Origin of the sequence: Streptomyces scabiei 87.22 (assembly GCF_000091305.1) — a bacterium.
Classification (GTDB): Bacteria; Actinomycetota; Actinomycetes; order Streptomycetales; family Streptomycetaceae; genus Streptomyces; species Streptomyces scabiei.
In genome coordinates this window covers 5,299,681-5,318,450 of sequence record NC_013929.1, presented here as the reverse complement: position 1 = coordinate 5,318,450, position 18,770 = coordinate 5,299,681, and the positions used below count along the sequence as shown (strand labels likewise).

General features: G+C 72.6%; 21 protein-coding genes and 1 tRNA gene. 17 read left to right on the top strand and 5 right to left on the bottom strand.

The features are described from left to right. Positions 1-54: 54 nt before the first annotated feature. From SCAB_RS22575 to SCAB_RS22565, 3 genes are all read right to left on the bottom strand, one after another. Positions 55-606, bottom strand: a complete 552-nt coding sequence (locus SCAB_RS22575; protein WP_013002388.1) for a cupin domain-containing protein — start codon at positions 604-606, stop codon at positions 55-57. Between the two features lie 174 nt (positions 607-780). After that, positions 781-1,392, bottom strand: a complete 612-nt coding sequence (locus tag SCAB_RS22570) for a GNAT family N-acetyltransferase (RefSeq protein ID WP_013002387.1) — start codon at positions 1,390-1,392, stop codon at positions 781-783. Next, positions 1,389-3,743: a penicillin acylase family protein gene (locus SCAB_RS22565; RefSeq protein ID WP_013002386.1), complete on the bottom strand. Its 2,355-nt coding sequence runs from the start codon at positions 3,741-3,743 to the stop codon at positions 1,389-1,391. The genes SCAB_RS22570 and SCAB_RS22565 overlap by 4 nt, the downstream gene beginning before the upstream one ends. A 94-nt stretch (positions 3,744-3,837) precedes the next feature. On the opposite strand from SCAB_RS22565, the gene SCAB_RS22560 reads away from it, so the two are divergent. From SCAB_RS22560 to SCAB_RS22535, 6 genes are all read left to right on the top strand, one after another. Then, the gene (locus SCAB_RS22560; RefSeq protein WP_013002385.1) at positions 3,838-4,584 is read left to right on the top strand and encodes a siderophore-interacting protein; all 747 of its coding nucleotides are present in this window, start codon (positions 3,838-3,840) and stop codon (positions 4,582-4,584) included. Positions 4,585-4,652: 68 nt separating this feature from the next. Then, positions 4,653-5,246 (top strand): HhH-GPD-type base excision DNA repair protein, encoded by a 594-nt coding sequence (locus SCAB_RS22555; RefSeq protein WP_013002384.1) that lies wholly within the window; start codon positions 4,653-4,655, stop codon positions 5,244-5,246. Positions 5,247-5,806: 560 nt separating this feature from the next. After that, complete coding sequence (locus tag SCAB_RS22550; protein ID WP_148274220.1) at positions 5,807-6,148, top strand: hypothetical protein; 342 nt, start codon at positions 5,807-5,809, stop codon at positions 6,146-6,148. A gap of 74 nt (positions 6,149-6,222) precedes the next feature. Then, complete coding sequence (locus tag SCAB_RS22545; RefSeq protein WP_013002382.1) at positions 6,223-6,417, top strand: hypothetical protein; 195 nt, start codon at positions 6,223-6,225, stop codon at positions 6,415-6,417. 224 nt (positions 6,418-6,641) lie between these two features. Beyond that, a complete protein-coding gene (locus tag SCAB_RS22540) occupies positions 6,642-6,938 on the top strand; it encodes a type II toxin-antitoxin system VapB family antitoxin (protein ID WP_003999914.1) in 297 nt (98 codons plus the stop codon). Positions 6,939-7,097: 159 nt separating this feature from the next. Then, positions 7,098-7,742, top strand: a complete 645-nt coding sequence (locus SCAB_RS22535; RefSeq protein ID WP_013002381.1) for a LytR C-terminal domain-containing protein — start codon at positions 7,098-7,100, stop codon at positions 7,740-7,742. Positions 7,743-7,759: 17 nt separating this feature from the next. On the opposite strand, the gene upp is transcribed toward SCAB_RS22535, so the two are convergent. Continuing rightward, positions 7,760-8,395 (bottom strand): uracil phosphoribosyltransferase, encoded by a 636-nt coding sequence (gene upp / locus SCAB_RS22530; RefSeq protein ID WP_013002380.1) that lies wholly within the window; start codon positions 8,393-8,395, stop codon positions 7,760-7,762. 556 nt (positions 8,396-8,951) lie between these two features. On the opposite strand from upp, the gene SCAB_RS46475 reads away from it, so the two are divergent. The 8 genes from SCAB_RS46475 (at position 8,952) to SCAB_RS22490 (ending at position 13,976) form a co-directional block, all read left to right on the top strand. Continuing rightward, a complete protein-coding gene (locus SCAB_RS46475) occupies positions 8,952-9,131 on the top strand; it encodes a hypothetical protein (protein WP_037726266.1) in 180 nt (59 codons plus the stop codon). A gap of 353 nt (positions 9,132-9,484) precedes the next feature. Next, positions 9,485-10,009 carry a tRNA adenosine deaminase-associated protein gene (locus tag SCAB_RS22520; protein WP_013002378.1) on the top strand — a complete coding sequence of 175 codons (525 nt, stop codon included), beginning with the start codon at positions 9,485-9,487 and terminating at the stop codon, positions 10,007-10,009. 22 nt (positions 10,010-10,031) lie between these two features. Continuing rightward, positions 10,032-10,583: a nucleoside deaminase gene (locus tag SCAB_RS22515; RefSeq protein WP_013002377.1), complete on the top strand. Its 552-nt coding sequence runs from the start codon at positions 10,032-10,034 to the stop codon at positions 10,581-10,583. Positions 10,584-10,638: 55 nt separating this feature from the next. Continuing rightward, a tRNA-Ser gene (locus SCAB_RS22510) sits at positions 10,639-10,723 on the top strand. Positions 10,724-10,915: 192 nt separating this feature from the next. Then, entirely contained in the window at positions 10,916-11,092 is a 177-nt protein-coding gene (locus SCAB_RS47780) for a hypothetical protein (protein ID WP_013002376.1), read from the top strand. A 45-nt stretch (positions 11,093-11,137) separates the two neighbouring features. Continuing rightward, on the top strand, positions 11,138-11,431 hold the full coding sequence (locus SCAB_RS22500; protein ID WP_013002375.1) for a Dabb family protein: 294 nt from the start codon (positions 11,138-11,140) through the stop codon (positions 11,429-11,431). Between the two features lie 218 nt (positions 11,432-11,649). Continuing rightward, positions 11,650-12,537 (top strand): RNA polymerase sigma factor SigF, encoded by an 888-nt coding sequence (locus SCAB_RS22495; protein ID WP_037725961.1) that lies wholly within the window; start codon positions 11,650-11,652, stop codon positions 12,535-12,537. 518 nt (positions 12,538-13,055) lie between these two features. Beyond that, complete coding sequence (locus tag SCAB_RS22490) at positions 13,056-13,976, top strand: RNA polymerase sigma factor SigF (RefSeq protein WP_013002373.1); 921 nt, start codon at positions 13,056-13,058, stop codon at positions 13,974-13,976. 329 nt (positions 13,977-14,305) lie between these two features. Here the strand turns inward: SCAB_RS22490 and SCAB_RS22485 are convergent, their stop codons facing one another. Further along, on the bottom strand, positions 14,306-14,509 hold the full coding sequence (locus SCAB_RS22485) for a hypothetical protein (protein ID WP_013002372.1): 204 nt from the start codon (positions 14,507-14,509) through the stop codon (positions 14,306-14,308). 172 nt (positions 14,510-14,681) lie between these two features. Here SCAB_RS22485 and SCAB_RS22480 point away from each other — a divergent pair, with 172 nt between their 5' ends. The 3 genes from SCAB_RS22480 (at position 14,682) to SCAB_RS22470 (ending at position 18,709) form a co-directional block, all read left to right on the top strand. Then, complete coding sequence (locus SCAB_RS22480) at positions 14,682-15,128, top strand: MarR family winged helix-turn-helix transcriptional regulator (protein ID WP_013002371.1); 447 nt, start codon at positions 14,682-14,684, stop codon at positions 15,126-15,128. Between the two features lie 139 nt (positions 15,129-15,267). Continuing rightward, on the top strand, positions 15,268-17,769 hold the full coding sequence (locus SCAB_RS22475) for an MFS transporter (protein WP_086022881.1): 2,502 nt from the start codon (positions 15,268-15,270) through the stop codon (positions 17,767-17,769). A gap of 76 nt (positions 17,770-17,845) precedes the next feature. After that, entirely contained in the window at positions 17,846-18,709 is an 864-nt protein-coding gene (locus SCAB_RS22470; RefSeq protein WP_013002369.1) for a YceI family protein, read from the top strand. The last annotated feature ends 61 nt before the right edge of the window (positions 18,710-18,770 follow it).

The window sequence follows — 18,770 nt, the reverse complement described above, 5'->3', positions numbered from 1 at the left end:
TCAACGCGATCCGCACCGGCCCGGCCCGTCCCCGGGCCGCCGGCCGCCCTCAACCTACGCCCGCCCCAGCTCCCCGATCTCGGCGGCCCGGTCCGGGTACAGCAGCGCCAGCTCCGCCGTGTCGCCGTGCTCGTACCCCTCGAAGGTGAAGCCCGGCGCCATGGTGCACCCGAACAACGTCCAGCCGTCGCCGCCCCCGCCCCCGCCCCCGTCGCCGTCGCCGTCGCCGCCCCCGCCCCCGTCGCCGTCGCCGTCGCCGTCGCCGTCGAGGACCCTCGCCCCCATCCAGGTCCCCGCGGGCACGACGTACTGCACGTGCTGCCCGTCGAGCACCCGCGGCCCGAGGACGACGACCCGGGAGGAGCCGTCCGGGGCGAGGAGCAGCATCCGGAGCGGGTCGCCGAGGTGGTAGTGCCAGATCTCGTCGCCGGGCAGCCGGTGCAGCGCGGAGTAGTCGCCGGGTTCGGTGGTGAGCAGGGCGACGATCGCGGTTCCCTCCGGCCGCCCGTCGTCCCGCTCGGGCCCCGCCCACGTCTGCCGGAAACGGCCGCCCTCACGGGGGATGGGCTGCAACGCGTAGTGCGCGATGAGGTCTTCGGGAGTCATCCGACCGAGGCTACGCCGCCGGGCCTCCCTACCGGCCTCACCCGGCCACCTCTGCCTTCTCCTGTCCACCTCGGCCTTCTCGCTGCCTTCCCTCGGCCTTCTCTCGGCCTTCTCGCTGCCTTCCCTCGGCCCTCCCTCGGCCGAGAACACACCGCTCGGAGCGCCCCCTCGCGCCTACCGGCCGAACACGCTCTCCCTCCGCAGGAACGCCAGCCGGGCCCGCTTCTCGGGCAGATACACCTCCGGCAGATCGACCTCCGGCAGGACGACGACCGGCCCGCGCTCGAACCCCTGCCGGGCGAACCGCGCGATCGCCCGCTCGTTCCGCTCGTCCGGATCGACGACGACCCGTGGCCGGTCCAGCCCGACCAGCACGTACGACGCGAAGACCGCCAGCACCGAGGACGACCACCCCGGCCGCCCTCCGCCGTCCCCGGCGGGCGCCAGCAGCACATGGACGCCGATGTCCCCGGGCTCGACCTCGTAGCACTCGCCGACCCGGTCGGCCTCCGGCTCGTACGTCTGCAGCAGCCCGACCGGCTCGCCGTCGTGCACGGCGAGGTAGGCGTGGTGTGTGTCGAACGCCTCCAACCCCTCGTACACCTCCCGGACCTGCTGCTCCGTGAGCCCGTTCATGCCCCAGAACTCGGCCCTCGGCTCACTCACCCAGCCATGGACCACCCCGGCATCGGCCTTCGCGTCCAGCGGCAGGAGCCGCACGGTCCCGAAGCCGTCGACCACCTGTTCGTGCACGGCCACCCGGTCGCCGTACGCCTCACCGCTCATCGTGTCTCTCCTCGCTGTCCCGTTTCCTGCCTGGTGTCGTCCGGTGCCGAGCCGTCCCCGTCCTCCCGGATGAGGCGGCCCCAGTCGGTGACGACCGGGACCAGTTCTCCCGTGAGCCACAGCGGGAACTGGTCACGGTGGTGGGCCGACCCGCTCACCCCGGACGCCCCGAACGGCACCACCCAGAGGCTGTCCTCACGCCGGGCCAGGTCCCAGACGTAGCGGGCGGCGGGGCCGCGCGCGCTGAGGTCGGTGATGCCGGGGACGGCGCTGGTGCACAGGACGCAGTCGTGGTCCCCGGCGAGCCCCGGCCCGCCGGGAGCGTCCGGGCCGTCGCTCGGGCCGCCGTCAGGTCCGCCGTCAGGTCCGTCGTCCGGGCCGTCGTCAGGGAGCGCGCGCCAGGGCACGAGCCGGTGGCTGTCGCCCCAGCGCCCGGCCGTCCCGCCCGCGACCTCCTCCAGCGCCTGCCGCACCACCGCGTCCCGGTCGATCCCGTACAACTCCTCCGACCTGAGCAGATGTTCGAGCGCGAACCCGATCCTGACGGTGAGCGACAGCCACGGCCGGAAGACCTCGGGGTACGCCGGCGGTACCGCCAGCGCCGCGAACGCGGGCTCCGCCGCGAGCCGCCGTACGACCGCTCCGCGCAACGCCGCGTACGCCGCCGCGTCGACGCTGTCGGCCTCCATCCGCCGGTCCCAGCGCAGGAGCCGGTCACGGAGCGCGGCCGCTGCCGGGGAGAGCCCCACGGCGGTGTTCCCCGTGGCCGGCGAGCCGTGGGCGGCCCCGTCGAGGGCGGCCAGACGGTCCACCAGGGGCCCGGCGGAGGACAGATGGGTGTCCATGTGGAGCGCGGGCATCTCCGCGGCGGACCACACCCGCTTCCGGTCCAGCAGCGCGCGGATGCGGTCGGCTCGGTGCGGCGGCGCGAACTCCACGCCCAACGGGGTCGCCGGCCCCCGCTGGTTGGCCATCACCGCCACGCCGTCCTCGACCGTGCCGTACGGCATCTCGTGCCACCCCCGCCACTCGTGCCCCGGCTCCCAGGCCGCGACCAGGCGAGTCCGGTTGTCCCGGCCCCGCAGCGGCACCCGCCCCGCCACCCGGTGCAGCACCCCGCCCCGCGTGTCCGCCGCCAGCACGACGTTCACCGGCTCGGCCCACGCGTCGAACGCCCGGTCCACATCGGCGACCACCCGCGCCCGGAGAAGGGGCAGCAGCGCGCTCAGCCCTAGGTCCCCGGTGACCCGCGGCGGACAGCGCAGAGCGAGGGGACCGACCGTGTCGAGGGCACCGGAATCCGGGCCGCCGGCGACGACCGGCCCCCGGGCGGTCTCGATCACCTCCACCTCCACGGGCTCCCCGCCCGCGACCTCGACGACCTCCACGTGCCGGTGCGCGGGCCGCCACACCCCGTCGGGATCGAGAGCCTCCACGCCACCCTCGCCGCCGCCTTCGTTCCCGCCTTCGTTCCCGCCCTCGTCCCCGCTCCCGTTCGCGCGCCGGAGCCGCTCCCGGTACAGGTCCTGGTAGTCGGCCATGGCGTTGGTGATGGCCCAGGCCACGTCGCCGGTGTGGCCGAAGTGGGCGATGCCGGGCAGGCCGGGGACGGCGAGGCCGACCACGTCGAACTCCGGGCAGGAGAGGTGGATCTGCTGGTAGACGCCGGGTTCCTCGATGAACCGGTGCGGATCCCCGGCGATGACGGCCCGCCCGGTGGCCGTACGGGAGCCGTCGACGAGCCACCCGTTGCTGCCGGAGGTGGCGGGCCCGTCGGTGGCGAAGAGCCCGACGGCATCGGCACCGAGATGCCGTACGGCCTCCTCCCGCCACAGCTTGGCGGGGAACCCGGCGAACAGGATGTGCGTGGCGAGCCACACGCCGAGCGGATGCCAGACGTCCCAGCGCCCGGGCGCGAGCCCGGCGCGCCCGAACTCGGGCGCGCGCCGCCCGCCCTCGGCGAGCCCGTCGTTCACGCCCTCGACGTACGCCCGGACCCAGTCGGCGGTCTCCGGGTCCGTTCTCTCCAGCCGGTCGAAGCATCTTCGGGCCGTGTCGGCGAGCCGGGCCCGTCTCGCGAACAGGTCCCAGCCGAGGGAGCCGGCGCCGAGGAAGGCGGCCGAGGTGCCCTGGACGCGGTGGCGTTCGACCTCCAGCTGCCAGGCACGGTCGAGAGCGGTGACCCGGCCCTGGGCGTGGGCGAGGGCGCGGACGCCGGCGGCGCGGAGATGCGGGATGCCCCAGGCGTCGCGGTACGTCCCGTGGGGCTCGCCGGCCGATTCCTGGGATTCCGGGGATCCCTGGCTCACCACGTTCTCCCGGACATGCTCCTGTCCGCCGCCGTCCCGCATTTTCCTCACCCTCCCGATCCCCCACCCTGTTCGCGTTTAGGTTAGCCTCACCTAATCATCAGTGATCAAAGCGTACGCGAAGGGTGCAGAAGCCATGGGGCAGGGGCACGGTTGGGAGGGGGCGGTCCTCAAGCTGCTCCGCGGGAAGGACTTCGTCCTCACGGTCACCGGTGCGGAACAGGTCACCGAGCACTACCGCCGGGTCCACCTCACCGACGGCGGCATGCTCGCGGCGACCGGGGTCCACCCCACGATGTGGGTACGCCTGTGGTTCGAGGCCGGCGGCAAGCCGCACCAGCGGGCGTACACCCTGGTCGACCCCGACCCGGCCGCCGGCACCTTCAGCCTGGAGTTCGCCCTCCACGACGGCCGTGCCGCCGACTGGGCCCGCACGGCCGAGCCCGGCGACACCGTCGAGGCCACGGTCCAGGGCACCGCCTTCACCGATCCCGACCCCGCCCCCTCCCGCATCCTCGCCATCGGCGACCCGGCCTCCCTCCCGGCCGTCAACTCCCTTCTCCACGCGCTCCCGTCGACCCCGGCGACGATCTGGTTCGAGATGGCGAAGGAGTTCGGGGAGCCCGGCCCCGACGCGGGCGGGCTCCCGGTCCGCCTCGATCCCGGCCGCCACGACTTCCGCCCGGTCCCCCGCGAGGACGCCGGCGCCCGTCTCCTCGCCCAGGTCCGGGCCGAGGCCCCCGCCCTGCTGGCGGACACCCCCGCGCCGTACGTCTGGATCGCCTGCGACACCACGACGACCCGCTCCCTGACGGCGTACTTCCGCAAGGAGCTGGGCGTACCGAAGCAGCGGATCCACGCCCTGGGCTACTGGCGCCCGTAGGGGGAACGGCGCTCTCGTCCGCCCGGGGCCGGGCTGCGGCGGGCCGTCCGGCGCGCGATCATCGGGGCATGAACGTGACCCTGCACCTCGCCCAGGACCCCGAGGCGGACGAGCTCCTCGGGCGCAGTCCGCTCGCCGCGCTGGTCGGCATGCTGCTGGACCAGCAGGTGCCGATGGAGTGGGCGTTCAAGGGCCCGTGGACCATCGCCCGGCGGCTCGACGCGGACGACCTGGACGCTCATGAGATCGCGGCGGCCGACCCGGAGTCGTTCGTCGCGCTGCTGTCGGCCAAACCGGCGGTCCACCGTTACCCCGGCTCCATGGCCAAGCGGATCCAGCAGCTGTGCCAGTACCTCGTCGACCACTACGACGGCGACGCGAGCGCGGTCTGGCGGGACGCGGCGACCGGCGGGGAACTCCTCTCCCGCCTCGAATCCCTCCCCGGCTTCGGCCGGCAGAAGGCCCAGATCTTCCTGGCCCTCCTCGGCAAACAACTCGGCGTCCACCCCGCCGGCTGGCGCGAAGCCGCCGGCTCCTACGGCGAGGCCGACTCCTTCCGCTCCGTGGCCGACATCAAAGGACCCGACTCGCTGGCCAAGGTCCGTGCCCACAAGCAGGAGATGAAGGCGGCGGCCAAGGCGGCGAAGTCGTCCGGCACGTAACCGCACCGGCACCGGGCCGCTCCGTGCACGGCCGGGTCCCCCTCACGCACCCGTCCAGTCGCACGCCCGCGCATCCGTGCGGGCATGCACGTGGGGCGCCCCGCAGGCGCAAGCCCACACACCAGACGCTCCGCAGGCGCCTGCCCGCACGCCGGAGGCCGCACACCCCTGTCGGCACGCTGGCCCCCCGCACGCACCAGGCCACAGTCGCACGCCCGCGCATCCGTGCGGCCATGCACATGGGGCGCCCCGCAGGCGCAAGCCCACACACCAGACGCTCCGCAGGCGCCTGCCCGCACGCCGGAGGCCGCACACCCCTGTCGGCACGCCGGCCCCCCGCACGCACCAGGCCACAGTCGCACGCCCGCGCATCCGTGCGGGCATGCACGTGGGGCGCCCCGCAGGCGCAAGCCCACACACCAGACGCTCCGCAGGCGCCTGCCCGCACTCCCGGCCCCCCACACGCGTACGCCCGGACGCCCTCCCCTGCCCGTACGCCGATCGAGCGGATCCCCCGCCCCACCCGGCGCGCCCGCCCCTCGCCCGGGAATCCCTCCCCCGTGCACCCCACCCTCACGGAAGCCCTCCGTGCCCGAGCGAGGAAGAGAGCCCGGCGCGGAGCCTGGCTGCGGGTGCTCGCCCTGACCGTCGCCCTTCTCCTCCCCACCACCCCGGCCGCCGGCGTCCCCTCGCTCGCGCCCGCCCTGGCGAGCGAACTCCCGGCCGCCGAGCACGACCCCCTCGAAAGCGCCGCCCGCCCCATCTCTCGTCCCGCGCCCCCGCTCCGCCCGGCGCCGGCCGTCCCCGGACGCCACCACGGCCCCCGGCCCGCCCTCGCCTCACCGTCGCCCCACCCCGCGTACGCACCGCACCCCCTGCGCTCCGTTGTCCTGCGCTGCTGAGAGAGCCCCGCTCACTCGCCCACCACCTCAGCACCGCCGAACCAGCCACAGCACAGGACAGGACGGACACCCCCATGCCCGCTGACCCCTACACGGTCCTCCGCGCCCTCCTCCGGGCCGAGGCCCTGCGCAGCACCCCCGAGCCGACCCCCCGACCCCTCGAACGGACCGGCGAGCGGAGGGGAGAGCGGACGGGAGAGCACTCCGCCGCGGACCGTCAGACCCCCGTCACGGACAAGCACCCCTCACACCGCCGGCCCGCCGGCTGACCCCGTCGCACCCCCACCGCGAACGCCCCGGAGCCGCCGGCCCCGGGGCGTTCGCCGTCCCCCGTGCCGGACCCACGCCTTCCGCGAAAGGCCCACGCCGGGCACCGACGACCGCCACCGCCCCCACGGAATCACCGCTTTGCCCCACTTCGCTCACCCTTTTCCGCGCTCACACTCCGCCGCCATGGCTGCGCCCGGAACGTCTCGACCGGTAGGCTTTCCGTGTGATCTTCAAGCGCATCGGAAACGGCCGGCCGTACCCCGACCACGGCCGGGAAAGCACCCGGCAGTGGGCGGACGTCGCACCGCGCCCGGTCCGCCTCGATCAGCTCGTGACGACCAAGGGGCAGCTGGACCTGGAGACCCTCCTCGCCGAGGACTCCACGTTCTACGGCGACCTCTTCGCGCACGTGGTGAAGTGGCAGGGCGATCTGTACCTGGAGGACGGCCTCCACCGCGCCGTCCGCGCGGCCCTCCAGCAACGCCAGGTGCTCCACGCCCGCGTCCTCGAACTGGACTAGCCCGCACCGCCCCCTGCCCTCAGCCCCCTGCCCCTGCCTCCGAACAGGTGGCCGGTTGGCCCTTTCGGGTTGGACTGCAGCGCGGTGAATGATCATCTAGTAGGCATCGCCGTCCAACGGCACTACGCTGCGCCCATGAGCATGCTGACGCCTCCCGGCATGGGCGGCCAGTACCGGATCACGGGGGACAAGTACCCGAAGCTGCGCCGGCCCAGGAGGCGTCGCAGGCTGGTCCTCGCGGTCGTCGCGTCCGTGACCGCCCTGGGCCTCGCCGGCTGGGGAACCCTGCAGCTCATCGACGTCTTCACCGGCGACGGGGACCAGGCCGCCGCGGCCGGCCCCAAGGCCGACTGCGCGTCCCGGGTGAGCCCGTCCCCGAAGAAGAGCGGGCCGGCCGGGAAGCCGGCGGCACCCTCTAAGGGCTATCCCGCACCCGGCAGGATCACCGTCAACGTCCTCAACGCCACGCCCCGTGCCGGTCTCGCCAAGGAGACCGCCGCCGCCCTGAAGAAGCGCGGCTTCCGCATCGGAAACGTGGGCAACGCGACCGAGGAGTACGACAAGAAGGTCAAGGGGACCGCGATACTGCTCGGCGCGAAGGCCGCCGAGAGCGCGGCGCTCCCCGTACTCAACACCCAGCTCGGCGGCGCGCAGCTGAAGACCGACGCCCGGAAGAAGGCCACCGAGGTGGACCTCGTCATCGGTACCGGCTTCAAGGCCCTCAGCAAGCAGAAGGACGCCGACAAGGCCCTGGCCGATCTGACCAGGCCCGAGCCGACGCCCTCCGCCGCGAAACCCTGCTGACGTACGAGTCCGAGGAGCTACTCGGCGGCGCCGTAGAGGCGGTCGCCCGCGTCTCCCAGGCCCGGCACGATGTAGCCGTGCTCGTTCAGGCGCTCGTCGACGGCGGCGGTCACGACCGTGACCGGTGAGCCGGCCAGCTCCCGCTCCATGACCTCGACACCCTCGGGGGCGGCGAGGAGCACCACGGCGGTCACGTCGTCGGCGCCGCGCGCGATGAGCTCGCGGATCGCGGCGACCAGGGTGCCGCCGGTGGCGAGCATGGGGTCGAGGACGTACACCTGACGCCCGGAGAGGTCCTCCGGCATGCGGGTGGCGTACGTGGACGCCTCGAGCGTCTCCTCGTTGCGGATCATGCCCAGGAAACCCACCTCGGCGGTCGGCAGCAGCCGGACCATGCCGTCGAGCATGCCGAGGCCCGCCCGGAGGATGGGCACGACGAGCGGGCGCGGGTGGGAGAGCTTGACGCCCGTGGTCGAGGCGACCGGCGTCGTGATGTCGACCAGCTCGGTGCGCACGTCCCGCGTGGCCTCGTAGGCGAGCAGGGTGACCAGTTCGTCGGCGAGGCGACGGAAGGTCGGGGAGTCGGTGCGCCGGTCGCGCAGCGTGGTGAGCTTGTGGGCGACCAGAGGGTGGTCGACGACGTGGAGACGCATGTCCACAACAGTAACCGGGGCAACACCTCCGAGCGCCCCCTCACCCTCCACCACCCACCGCTCCCTCCGATGGCATCAAACCCGCCATCGGAGGGAAAGTGGGATGAACGGAGCGGCGACGGAACGACCGACGCCTGACGGTGGTGAGCCCATGCCAGACCCGAACAACGTTTCCCCACGTCCGCCGGGGCGGACGACCCGCGGCGCGACCGGTACCGCCGACGGAGCGGAACGACAGAGCCGTCGAGCGCCCCGGACATCCGCCGGGACGGCCGAGCGCGGGACGCGGCGGGGAGCACCGCCTCGATCGCCCGCCGGAACGGCGCGCAGGGCCGGTGCGCCGGCGCGAGCGGACGACCGGGCGGAACGCACCGGCGGCGGACCGGCGCGAAGCGCCGGGCGGACGAGACCCCCGACGGCCGGGACGGCGCGCGGAACCGGAGGCGCGGCGCGGGTGACCGAGGACGAAGCCGTGGACAGGACCGTGGACGAAGCCGTGGACGGAACCGTGGAAGGGGTGCGGGTGGCGGTGCGACGGGCCGAAGAGGTGGCAGGCATGGCTGACGGGGCGGCGCAGGCAAGCGGGCGGGAGAACGAGGCCGCGCGCCGACGGCGGCGGGCGCAGTTCCTGCGGGAGCTGACCGAGGCCCGGGAGCTGCGCGACCGGGTCCAGCCGCGCCGCGCCAAGGCCGCCCGGCTCCGCCACGCCATGCGCATGCGCACCTTCCGCTGGTGACCTGACACCGACCCTCCCGCGCCTCTCCCCGCCCGTCCCTCTCCCCCTCGTCCCCTCTCCGTGAGGGCCATGTGCCGGGTTCATGGGGTATGTGGGGGCGTTCACGGGGTGGCCGCGCATATGCTGCCGGGAACTCCGCGTACGATCCGCTGGTGGCGGCAGCAGGTGCGCAGGTGAACGGCGGACCCACCGGCGATCAAAAGAGCCGGACACAGGGAGCCGAAGACGTCCCCTGAGCGCTCTGTTTCTGCCACGATTCCGAGTGGGTGGGGCTCGGACCGCAAGCCTCCCCACCCACAGCCTCCGCCGGGGGGACCCCCAACCGGCACACCTATGACAGTGGGAGAGTCACGGTGTACTTCGCCGCACTGCTCGCGCGCACCGAAGACGGGTGGGAAGCGAGCGACACAGAGCTCGACGATGTGGAAACCCTGTCGGATCTGGCCGACCTGGCCCGTGAAGCCTCGCCCGGCGACGACACGGTGCTGGTGCTCATCGAGCAGGAGGACGCCTGGTTCGGCGTCGTCCGCATCGATGGCGAGGACGACCCTCGTATCTACGTGTCGGACGCCGCCGCCGCTGCCCGCAGCAGCTACGGCGAGATCCTGCTCACCGACGAACTGCTCGGAAGGGAGCCCGGCGACGACGCCGCCGACCTGGAGTCCCTCGACCTCGACGGCACCGAGGACGGCGAGTCCGACGACGACGATGACGACACGTCCGCCGAGGCCGTGCCGCACAGCCCCGTCGGCGACACCGAGATCCTCGACGACCTGGGGGTGGGCGAGAAGGAGCTGCGCGCCCTCGACGCCGACGACGCCCTCGGTTCGATCGCCGAGGCCCTCGGGGCGTCGGAGGTCCTGGAGACGGTCCGCTGAGTCCCTCGGCTGAGGTCCCCCGGTGACCGACGCGACCGACGCGCCGGCACCGGGCGGACCCGATCCCGTACGTGATCCCTGGCGGGCCGCGATGCGACTCGCCCTGGCCGAGGCCGGGAGGGCCGCCGAGGGCGGTGACGTCCCCGTGGGCGCGGTCGTCCTGTCCCCGGACGGCACGACCGTGCTGGCCACCGGGCACAACGAGCGCGAGGCCACCGGCGACCCCACCGCCCACGCCGAGGTACTGGCCCTGCGCCGGGCGGCCGCCGCACTGCGGGCCACCGGGGCTCGCGGCTCCTCCGCCGAGGAAGGCGGGCGGCGGACGGGCGAGTGGCGGCTGACCGACTGCACGCTGGTCGTGACCCTGGAACCCTGCACGATGTGCGCGGGCGCCCTCGTGCAGTCCCGGATCGACCGGGTCGTCTACGGCGCCCGCGACGAGAAGGCCGGCGCCACCGGCTCCCTCTGGGACGTCGTCCGCGACCGGCGCCTCAACCACCGTCCCGAGGTCGTCGAAGGCGTCCTCGCCGACGACTGCGCCAGGCTCCTCACGGAGTTCTTCCGCACCCGCTGAGCCCCCGGCGATACCAATTTCAAAGCACGCCCCACCTTGCTGTAAGGTCTCCCTCGGTAGCGTGTCCGAGCGGCCGAAGGAGCTCGCCTCGAAAGCGAGTGTGGCGCAAGTCACCGAGGGTTCAAATCCCTCCGCTACCGCTGTAGAAGGGCCCGGTCCATTGGACCGGGCCCTTCGTGCTGAAGCAGCACCCCGGAGGGTCGGCAGCGTGCGCGGACCGCTAAAGGCCGAGGTCCGGCGTCTCTCCTGCGAACGGATGATCGGGTTACACTCGCCGCCGACAAAGAGGGACCGACAGGGCCCATGGGGCGCAAGAGGCGGGGGAGGCCGCGGTGGCGGTGCAGGGGAAGAAGATCGCGCTGTACGTGCTCGTGGTCTTCGTGCTCTACGTGATCATCACGGACCCGGCCAAGGCCGCCGACTACGTCCAGATAGGGTTCGAGGGCGTCTCCAACGCCGCCCAGTCCATCGGCGACTTCTTCACCTGGCTCGCCGACGGGGCCCAGTAGCCTCCGGCCCCGCACCCCGCCCCGTACGACCTTCTCGGAGCACCCATGATCCGCCACCTGGTCCTCTTCAAGCTCAACGAGGGTGTCGAGCGCGACGACCCGCGGGTCGTGCGAGGCGAGAGCGCCTTCCGCGCCCTGGACGGCACCATCGCGGAGATCCGCTCCTGGGAACTGGGGTGGAACCTCAGCGACCGCCCCATCGCCTACGACTTCGCGATCAACTCCGCGTTCGACGACCTGGACGGCCTGCGCGCCTACGCCGAACACCCGGACCACCAGGCGGGCGTGGCGCTGTGGCGCGAGTTCGCCACCTGGGTCGTCGCCGACTACGAGTTCTGAGCCGCAGCGACCCGCAGCAGCCTCAGCCGTCACAGTCGTAGCGGCCGCGGCAGTCGTCCGTACGCCCCGGCCCTTCCGCCCCGCACTCGAACAGTGCGGGGTTTTTTACACCCACTTGCTCCTCTCGCTCTCCAGTCTTGTTCAACACGGCGCTATGCGGTGCTTGATCACAGTGCACATGTCTTGTGATGCTATGACCGCTTTTGACGGTTGAGTTGATGGATGAAGAGGTGGCGTTGACCGTGTCGGCCAGTACTGCGCCTCCCCAGGAAGAAGTCCCGGCTCCCGAGCCGACGTCGGCCCAGGTCACCGCCCAGGCCACCGCGCCCGCCCCGGAGAAGCGCCGCGGCGCCGACACCCGGGCCCTCACCCAGGTGCTGTTCGGCGAGCTGAAGCATCTGGCGCCGGGCACCCCGGAGCACAACCGCGTGCGGGGGGCGCTCATCGAGGCGAACCTCCCGCTCGTGCGCTACGCGGCCGCCCGCTTCCGCTCCCGCAACGAGCCCATGGAGGACGTCGTCCAGGTCGGGACCATCGGGCTGATCAACGCCATCGACCGGTTCGACCCGGACCGCGGCGTGCAGTTCCCGACCTTCGCGATGCCGACCGTCATCGGGGAGATCAAGCGGTACTTCCGCGACAACGTCCGCACGGTCCACGTCCCCCGCCGGCTGCACGAGTTGTGGGTCCAGGTGAACAGCGCGACCGAGGACCTCACCACCGCGTTCGGGCGCACCCCCTCCACCGCCGAGATCGCCGAACGGCTGCGCATCACCGAGGAGGAGGTCCTGTCCTGCATCGAGGCGGGCCGCTCCTACCACGCGACCTCGCTGGAGGCCGCCCAGGAGGGCGACGGAATGCCGGGACTGCTCGACCGCCTCGGCTACGAGGACCCGGAGCTGGACGGGGTCGAACACCGCGACCTCGTACGGCATCTCCTCGTCCAGCTGCCCGAGCGCGAGCAGCGGATCCTGCTGCTGCGCTACTACAGCAATCTGACGCAGTCGCAGATCAGCGCCGAGCTGGGAGTCTCCCAGATGCATGTGTCCCGGCTGCTGGCCCGGAGCTTCGCACGGCTGCGCTCGGCCAACCGGATCGAGGCGTAGGCGCTCCGCTTCGACGCCGGGCGCCTGAGCGTCCGGCGGGCACCCGGGTGCCCGGGTGCCCGCCGGGTGCGTGCGGGTCGACGGAGAGGGCGCCGCCCGGTGAGCGAACCGGGCGGGCGGGCCGGGTGACCGTCGGTAACCAGAAAGCCTCCATGGATTCCCGGATGGACCGTGGGGCACGCGGGGCGCACGAGGGCAGGCGGGGCGCACAGAATCGGCCAGCGATGCGCGTGCGCAGGCCATGGGCGTGACCGAATGCGCTGTCGAAGGATCACCGGAGAGAGCGAATCGCTCATCGCGTCTCCTTCTGCCCGAACTGCTCTGAAATCCCGTCAGACCGCCCTTTTCCAGGGCTTATTCACCCTCTCCATGTCGACATGTCACTACATCGCGTTGCCGACGTGTGACATTCTCTCCCCAGCGCGTTTGCCGTGGCCTCGCCGCCGGTATTCAGGTGGAGGCTGCGTTCCTTACGACGGAGCGTCCGCCGCGACCGTCCGCGACCCAAAGGGGGTGGCATGTCCGCAGACCAGGGCAGCTCGAAGGTGCTCACGCTCGACAAGAGCGAAACCGCGCCCGACGCTATCCAGGCCCCTCAGGACCTTCAGGCGCTTGAGGACCTTCCCGGTCCCCAGGCTCCGCCGGTGACTGACCTTCCGGCCGTGTCGGCCTCGGCGAACATCGACACCCGCACCCTGTCCCGCTCCCTGTTCCTGCGGCTGGCCGCACTGGACGAGAACAGCCCCGAGCGTGCCTATGTCCGGGACACCCTCATCGAGCTCAACCTCCCGCTGGTGCGTTACGCCGCCGCCCGTTTCCGGTCGCGCAACGAGCCGATGGAGGACATCGTCCAGGTCGGCACAATCGGCCTGATCAAGGCGATCGACCGCTTCGACTGCGAACGGGGCGTGGAGTTCCCGACGTTCGCGATGCCGACGGTCGTGGGCGAGATCAAGCGGTTCTTCCGCGACACCTCGTGGTCGGTGCGGGTTCCGCGCCGGCTGCAGGAGCTGCGCCTGGCCCTCACCAAGGCCAGCGACGAGCTGTCGCAGAAGCTCGACCGCTCCCCGACGGTCACCGAACTCGCCGCCGTACTGGGCGTGTCGGAGGAGGACGTCGTCGACGGCCTCGCGGTCGGCAACGCCTACACGGCGTCGTCACTGGACTCGCCGGCCCCCGAGGACGACGGCGGCGAGGGCTCCCTCGCGGACCGTCTCGGCTACGAGGACACGGCGCTGGAGGGCGTGGAGTACCGCGAGTCCCTCAAGCCGCTGCTGGCCAAGCTGCCGCCGCGCGAGCGCCGGATCATCATGCTCCGGTTCTTCGCGAACATGACGCAGTCCCAGATCGGCGAGGAGGTCGGCATCTCCCAGATGCACGTCTCCCGCCTCCTCACCCGGACCCTGGCCCAGCTCCGCGAGGGCCTGATCTCCGACTGAGCCGGCGTCAGCCACGCGTTGACACGTGACCCGCCGGGGGGCCGATTGCAGCATGGCACCCCGGCGGTAGGCGTGTGCGCGGGACGTGTGCGGGTGCGGGTGCGTTGTCGGGTGCGGGTGAGTGGGGCTTCTCGCACAGTTCCCCGCGCCCCTCACAGCATCAGGCCCCTGCGGGCCTGAAAAGCCAACGGTCCTGCGGGCCTGAAAAGCAGCGGGCGCAGCCCGGCTTTTCAGGGGCGCGGGGAACTGCGCGAGCAACCACGACGCACCCGGGCCCGCCCGATCACAGGCGGCGGCACATGAGTAGGCGCGCCCCGCACCCCGGGGGGCTACAGCGCCAGCCACACCACCGCGGCGACCACGGCCACCGCCGCGAGAACACCGACGATCACACCGACCCGCGGCCCGGCGGAGCCCCTCGCGGCGGGCTGACGGCCCCCCGAAGGCGTCTCGTCGACGAAGGCGCGGAACATCTGCGTGCTCCCCGCGGGGTCGTAGTTGCCCTGGGTGTGGGGGTTCTGGTTGTCGGCCATGGCCCGAGACCTTAGCGAATCCCGGAGGACGCCCCCAAGCGGGGTCGTCCGCCACCCGACCGCGCACTGTTCTCCTTTGCCAAGACTTGGGCCGCACGGACCTCATTTCATTTGCCTGCAGCAACCATCCAGTCTTATGGTTGCCCTAAGCAACAAACACGGGAGGGACTCCATGGCCGGGCAGGCGCACTACGAGGAGCTGGTCCGCCAGCTCAGTGCCATCGGGGCCGTGAAGCGGGAGCTCACCAGGATGCTGCCGCACGAGTGCCCCGGCGGATCGGCGGGCGTCCTGACCCTGCTCGGCCGGCACGGCGAGATGCGGATGAGCAGGCTCGCCGAGCTGCTCTCGGTGGACATGTCGGTGACCAGCCGCCATGTCGCCCACGTCGCCGAGCGGGGGTGGATCGAACGCCTCCCCGACCCGGTGGACAGGCGCTCACGCATCCTGCGCCTGACCCCCGCGGGCCGGGCCGTGCTCGCGGAGCTGGACCGGCGCAGCACCCGGCTGATGGCCGACCGGCTCAGCGACTGGTCCGACGACGAGATCGTCGAACTCGCCCGGCTGCTGGCCCGGCTCCGCGAGAGCTTCGACGCCACCACGACCCGTACCCCCGCCTGACGGCCGACGCGACGACGCGCGGGCCCCGCCCGGCGGCCCACACCGCGGCCCCACGATCCGTACCCCGTTCCGTACGCCCGTACAGCGGCGTTCCCCCCGACCCGTACACCCGCAAAGACCCGTAGGAAAAGGAAGCCCCATGGCAACGACCACACCAGCCGGTGTGCGGGCTCACGCCAAGCACGGAGGAGGCACCGCCAAGGGTGCTCCCCACAGCGGTGGCGACCACGCCCCGATGACGCACCGGCAGATCATGGAAGCGCTGACCGGACTGCTGCTCGGCATGTTCGTGGCGATCCTGTCGTCGACGATCGTGTCGAACGCGCTGCCGGACATCATCAAGGACCTGGGCGGCGGACAGAGCGCCTACACCTGGGTGGTGACCGCGTCGCTCCTCGCGATGACCGCGTCCACCCCGCTGTGGGGCAAGCTCGCCGACCTGTTCTCCAAGAAGCTGCTGATCCAGCTCGCGCTCGTGATCTTCGTGCTCGGGTCGGCCGCCGCCGGTCTGTCGCAGAACGCCGGGATGCTCATCACCTTCCGGGCGGTCCAGGGCGTCGGCATGGGCGGGCTCTCCGCCCTGGCCCAGATCATCCTCGCGGCGATGATCTCCCCGCGCGAACGCGGCCGGTACAACGGCTACCTCGGCGCCACCTTCGCGACCGCCATGGTCGGCGGCCCGCTGGTCGGCGGTGTCATCACCGACACCAGCTGGCTCGGCTGGCGCTGGTGCTTCTACGTCGGCGTGCCCTTCGCCGTCATCGCCCTGGTCGTGCTGCAGCGGACCCTGCACCTGCCGGTCGTCAAGCGCAAGGTGAAGGTCGACTGGGCCGGCGCGCTCCTCATCACCGCCGCGGTCTGCCTGCTGCTGATCTGGGTCACCTTCGCCGGTGACAAGTACGACTGGGTGTCGTGGCAGACGTACACGATGGTCGGCGGCACGGTGGCGCTGCTCGCGCTGTTCCTGCTGGTCGAGTCGAAGGCGAGCGAGCCGATCATGCCGTTGCGGCTGTTCCGCAACCGGACGATCGCGCTGGCGTCGCTGGCCTCGCTCTTCGTCGGTGTCGCGATGTTCGCGGGCACGATCTTCTTCAGCCAGTACTTCCAGCTGGCCCGCGACAAGTCGCCGACCATGTCCGGCGTCATGACGATTCCGATGATCGCCGGTCTGTTCGTCTCCTCGACCGTCTCCGGCCAGGTCATCACCCGTACCGGCCGCTGGAAGGCCTGGCTGCTCGCCGGCGGTGTGCTGGTGACCTCGGGGCTCGCCCTGCTGGGCACGCTCCGGTACGACACCGCGTACTGGCACGTGGCGATCTTCATGGCGCTGCTCGGGCTCGGCGTCGGCATGATGATGCAGAACCTGGTGCTGTGCACCCAGAACCAGGTGGCCCCCGGCGACCTCGGTGCCGCCAGCTCGGTCGTCACCTTCTTCCGCTCCCTCGGCGGCGCGATCGGCGTCTCGGCGCTGGGTGCGGTCCTGAGCCACCGGATCTCGCACTACGCCCAGGAGGGCCTCGCCAAGCTGGGCGTGTCCGGTTCGGCCACGGGCCACGGCGAGATCCCCGACCTGGACGCCCTGCCCACGCCGATCCGCTCGGTCATCGAGAGCGCCTACGGCCACGGCATCGGCGACGTCTTCCTCTACGCGGCCCCCTTCGCCGTCCTCGCGCTCGTCTTCTCCCTCTTCATCAAGGAGGTCCCGCTGCGGACCACCGGGGCGCTCGCCCAGGCGGCCCAGTCGACCGAGACCCTCCCGGCCGCGACACCGGCCGCGACACCGGCCACGGTGTCCGAGGAGACCACCGCGTCCGCCGACTCCGCCGCGACCGCCGAGCACCGGGCGGCGGTCACGGCTCCGGCTCAGGTGCCGGGCGGCGGCGGGACTCCCGTACGGGGTCACGTCCGCGGGGCCGAGGGCGTGCCCGTGCCGCGGGCCGTCGTCACCCTGATCTCGCTCGGCGGACGGCAGCTCGGCCGTTCGGTCGCGGGGGCCGACGGAATTTACACGGTCGACGCGCCCGCCCCCGGGTCGTACGTCCTGATCGCGGCCGCCGACGGCTTCCAGCCGCAGGCGTCCACGGTGGTCGTGGGCGGCGAGCCGGTCGCGTACGACATCCTGCTCAGCGGCACGAGCGGGCTCAGCGGTGTGGTGCGGGCCGCCGGGGCCGGGTCGGCCGTCCAGGACGCCATGGTCGTGGTGACCGATGTGCGCGGCGACGTGCTGGCCAGTGGAGTCACCGGCGAGCAGGGCGAGTTCGGCTTCGGCGAACTGGTGCCGGGCGGGGTGACCGTCGCGGTGAACGCCGCCGGGTTCCGGCCGCGCGCGCTGCCCGTCGAGGTCGGTGGCACCGGGGTCACCCGGATCGAGATCGACCTGGAGGCCGGGGCACGGCTCCAGGGGGTCGTCCGGGCGCCGGGCGGAGCGCTGGCCGACGCCCGGGTGACCCTCGTCGACGCGGCGGGCAACGTGGTCGGCACGGCCACCACCGGCACGGACGGGGCGTACGCCTTCACCGATCTGGACAGCGGCGAGTACACGGTCATCGCGACCGGCTACCCGCCCGTGGCCACGGCCCTGACGGTCGCCGGACCCGGCGTCGACGGCCACGACATCGAACTCGCCCACCCCGGCGAGTAGTTCAGAAGTCGAACCACCGGCCGGTGGAGCCACCCCGCTCCACCGGCCGGCCGCATCGCTGAGGAGTGGGACGGACATGGAACCGACCGGACCGACCGGACCGACCGGACTGACCGGACTGACCGCGAGGATCCAGACCCGGGACGGCTGGGCCGTGTCGCACGCGGTCGTCACGGTGACCGACATGACCGGTACGCAGGTGCTGCGGGCCGGGGCGGACGCCGAAGGGCGCGTGCACGACCCGACGGCTCTCGCGCCGGGCGCGTACACGGTGATCGTCACGGCGGTCGGCTACAGTCCCGTCGCCGCCGGAGCCCTGGTGACGGCGAGCGGCCGCGCGGAGGTCGGCACGGTCACCCTCGCCCGGCTCGGCGGCGCGGAACTGCCGCCGCCCGGCCCCTGGAGCGTCGACCCCGCCCACTCCTCCGTCGCCGCCCTGGCCCAGCATCTCGGCATCTCCAGCGTCCACGGCCGCTTCACCGACTTCTCGGCCTCGATCGAGATCGCCCCGGCACCGGACGAGGGCACCAAGTCCCGGGTGGAGGCGGTGATCCGGGCCGCCTCGATCGACACCGGGAACGCGACGCGGGACCGGCATCTGCGGTCGCCGGACTTCCTGGACGCCGAACGGTACCCGGAGATCACCTACGTCTCGACGGGCCTGGCCCCGGCCGGCCCGGACCGCTGGACGGTCCACGGCGAGCTGGGCATGCGCGGGGTCGTACGGCCCGTGGACCTGGACCTGACGTACCTGGGCACCGGCGCGGACCCCTGGGGCGGCACCCGCGCCGCCTTCCGCGCCACCACCGAACTCCACCGTGCGGACTTCGCCATGAACTACAACCAGGTGGTGCAGGCGGGGATCGCGGCGATCGGTACGACGCTCAAGGTCGAGCTGGACATCCAGGCCGTGCAGGGCGAGGCCCCTCCGCGGGGATGAGGGACGCGAGTATGAGGGACGGGGGCACTGGGCCGGGCACGTGGGTACGCACGCCAGGGAC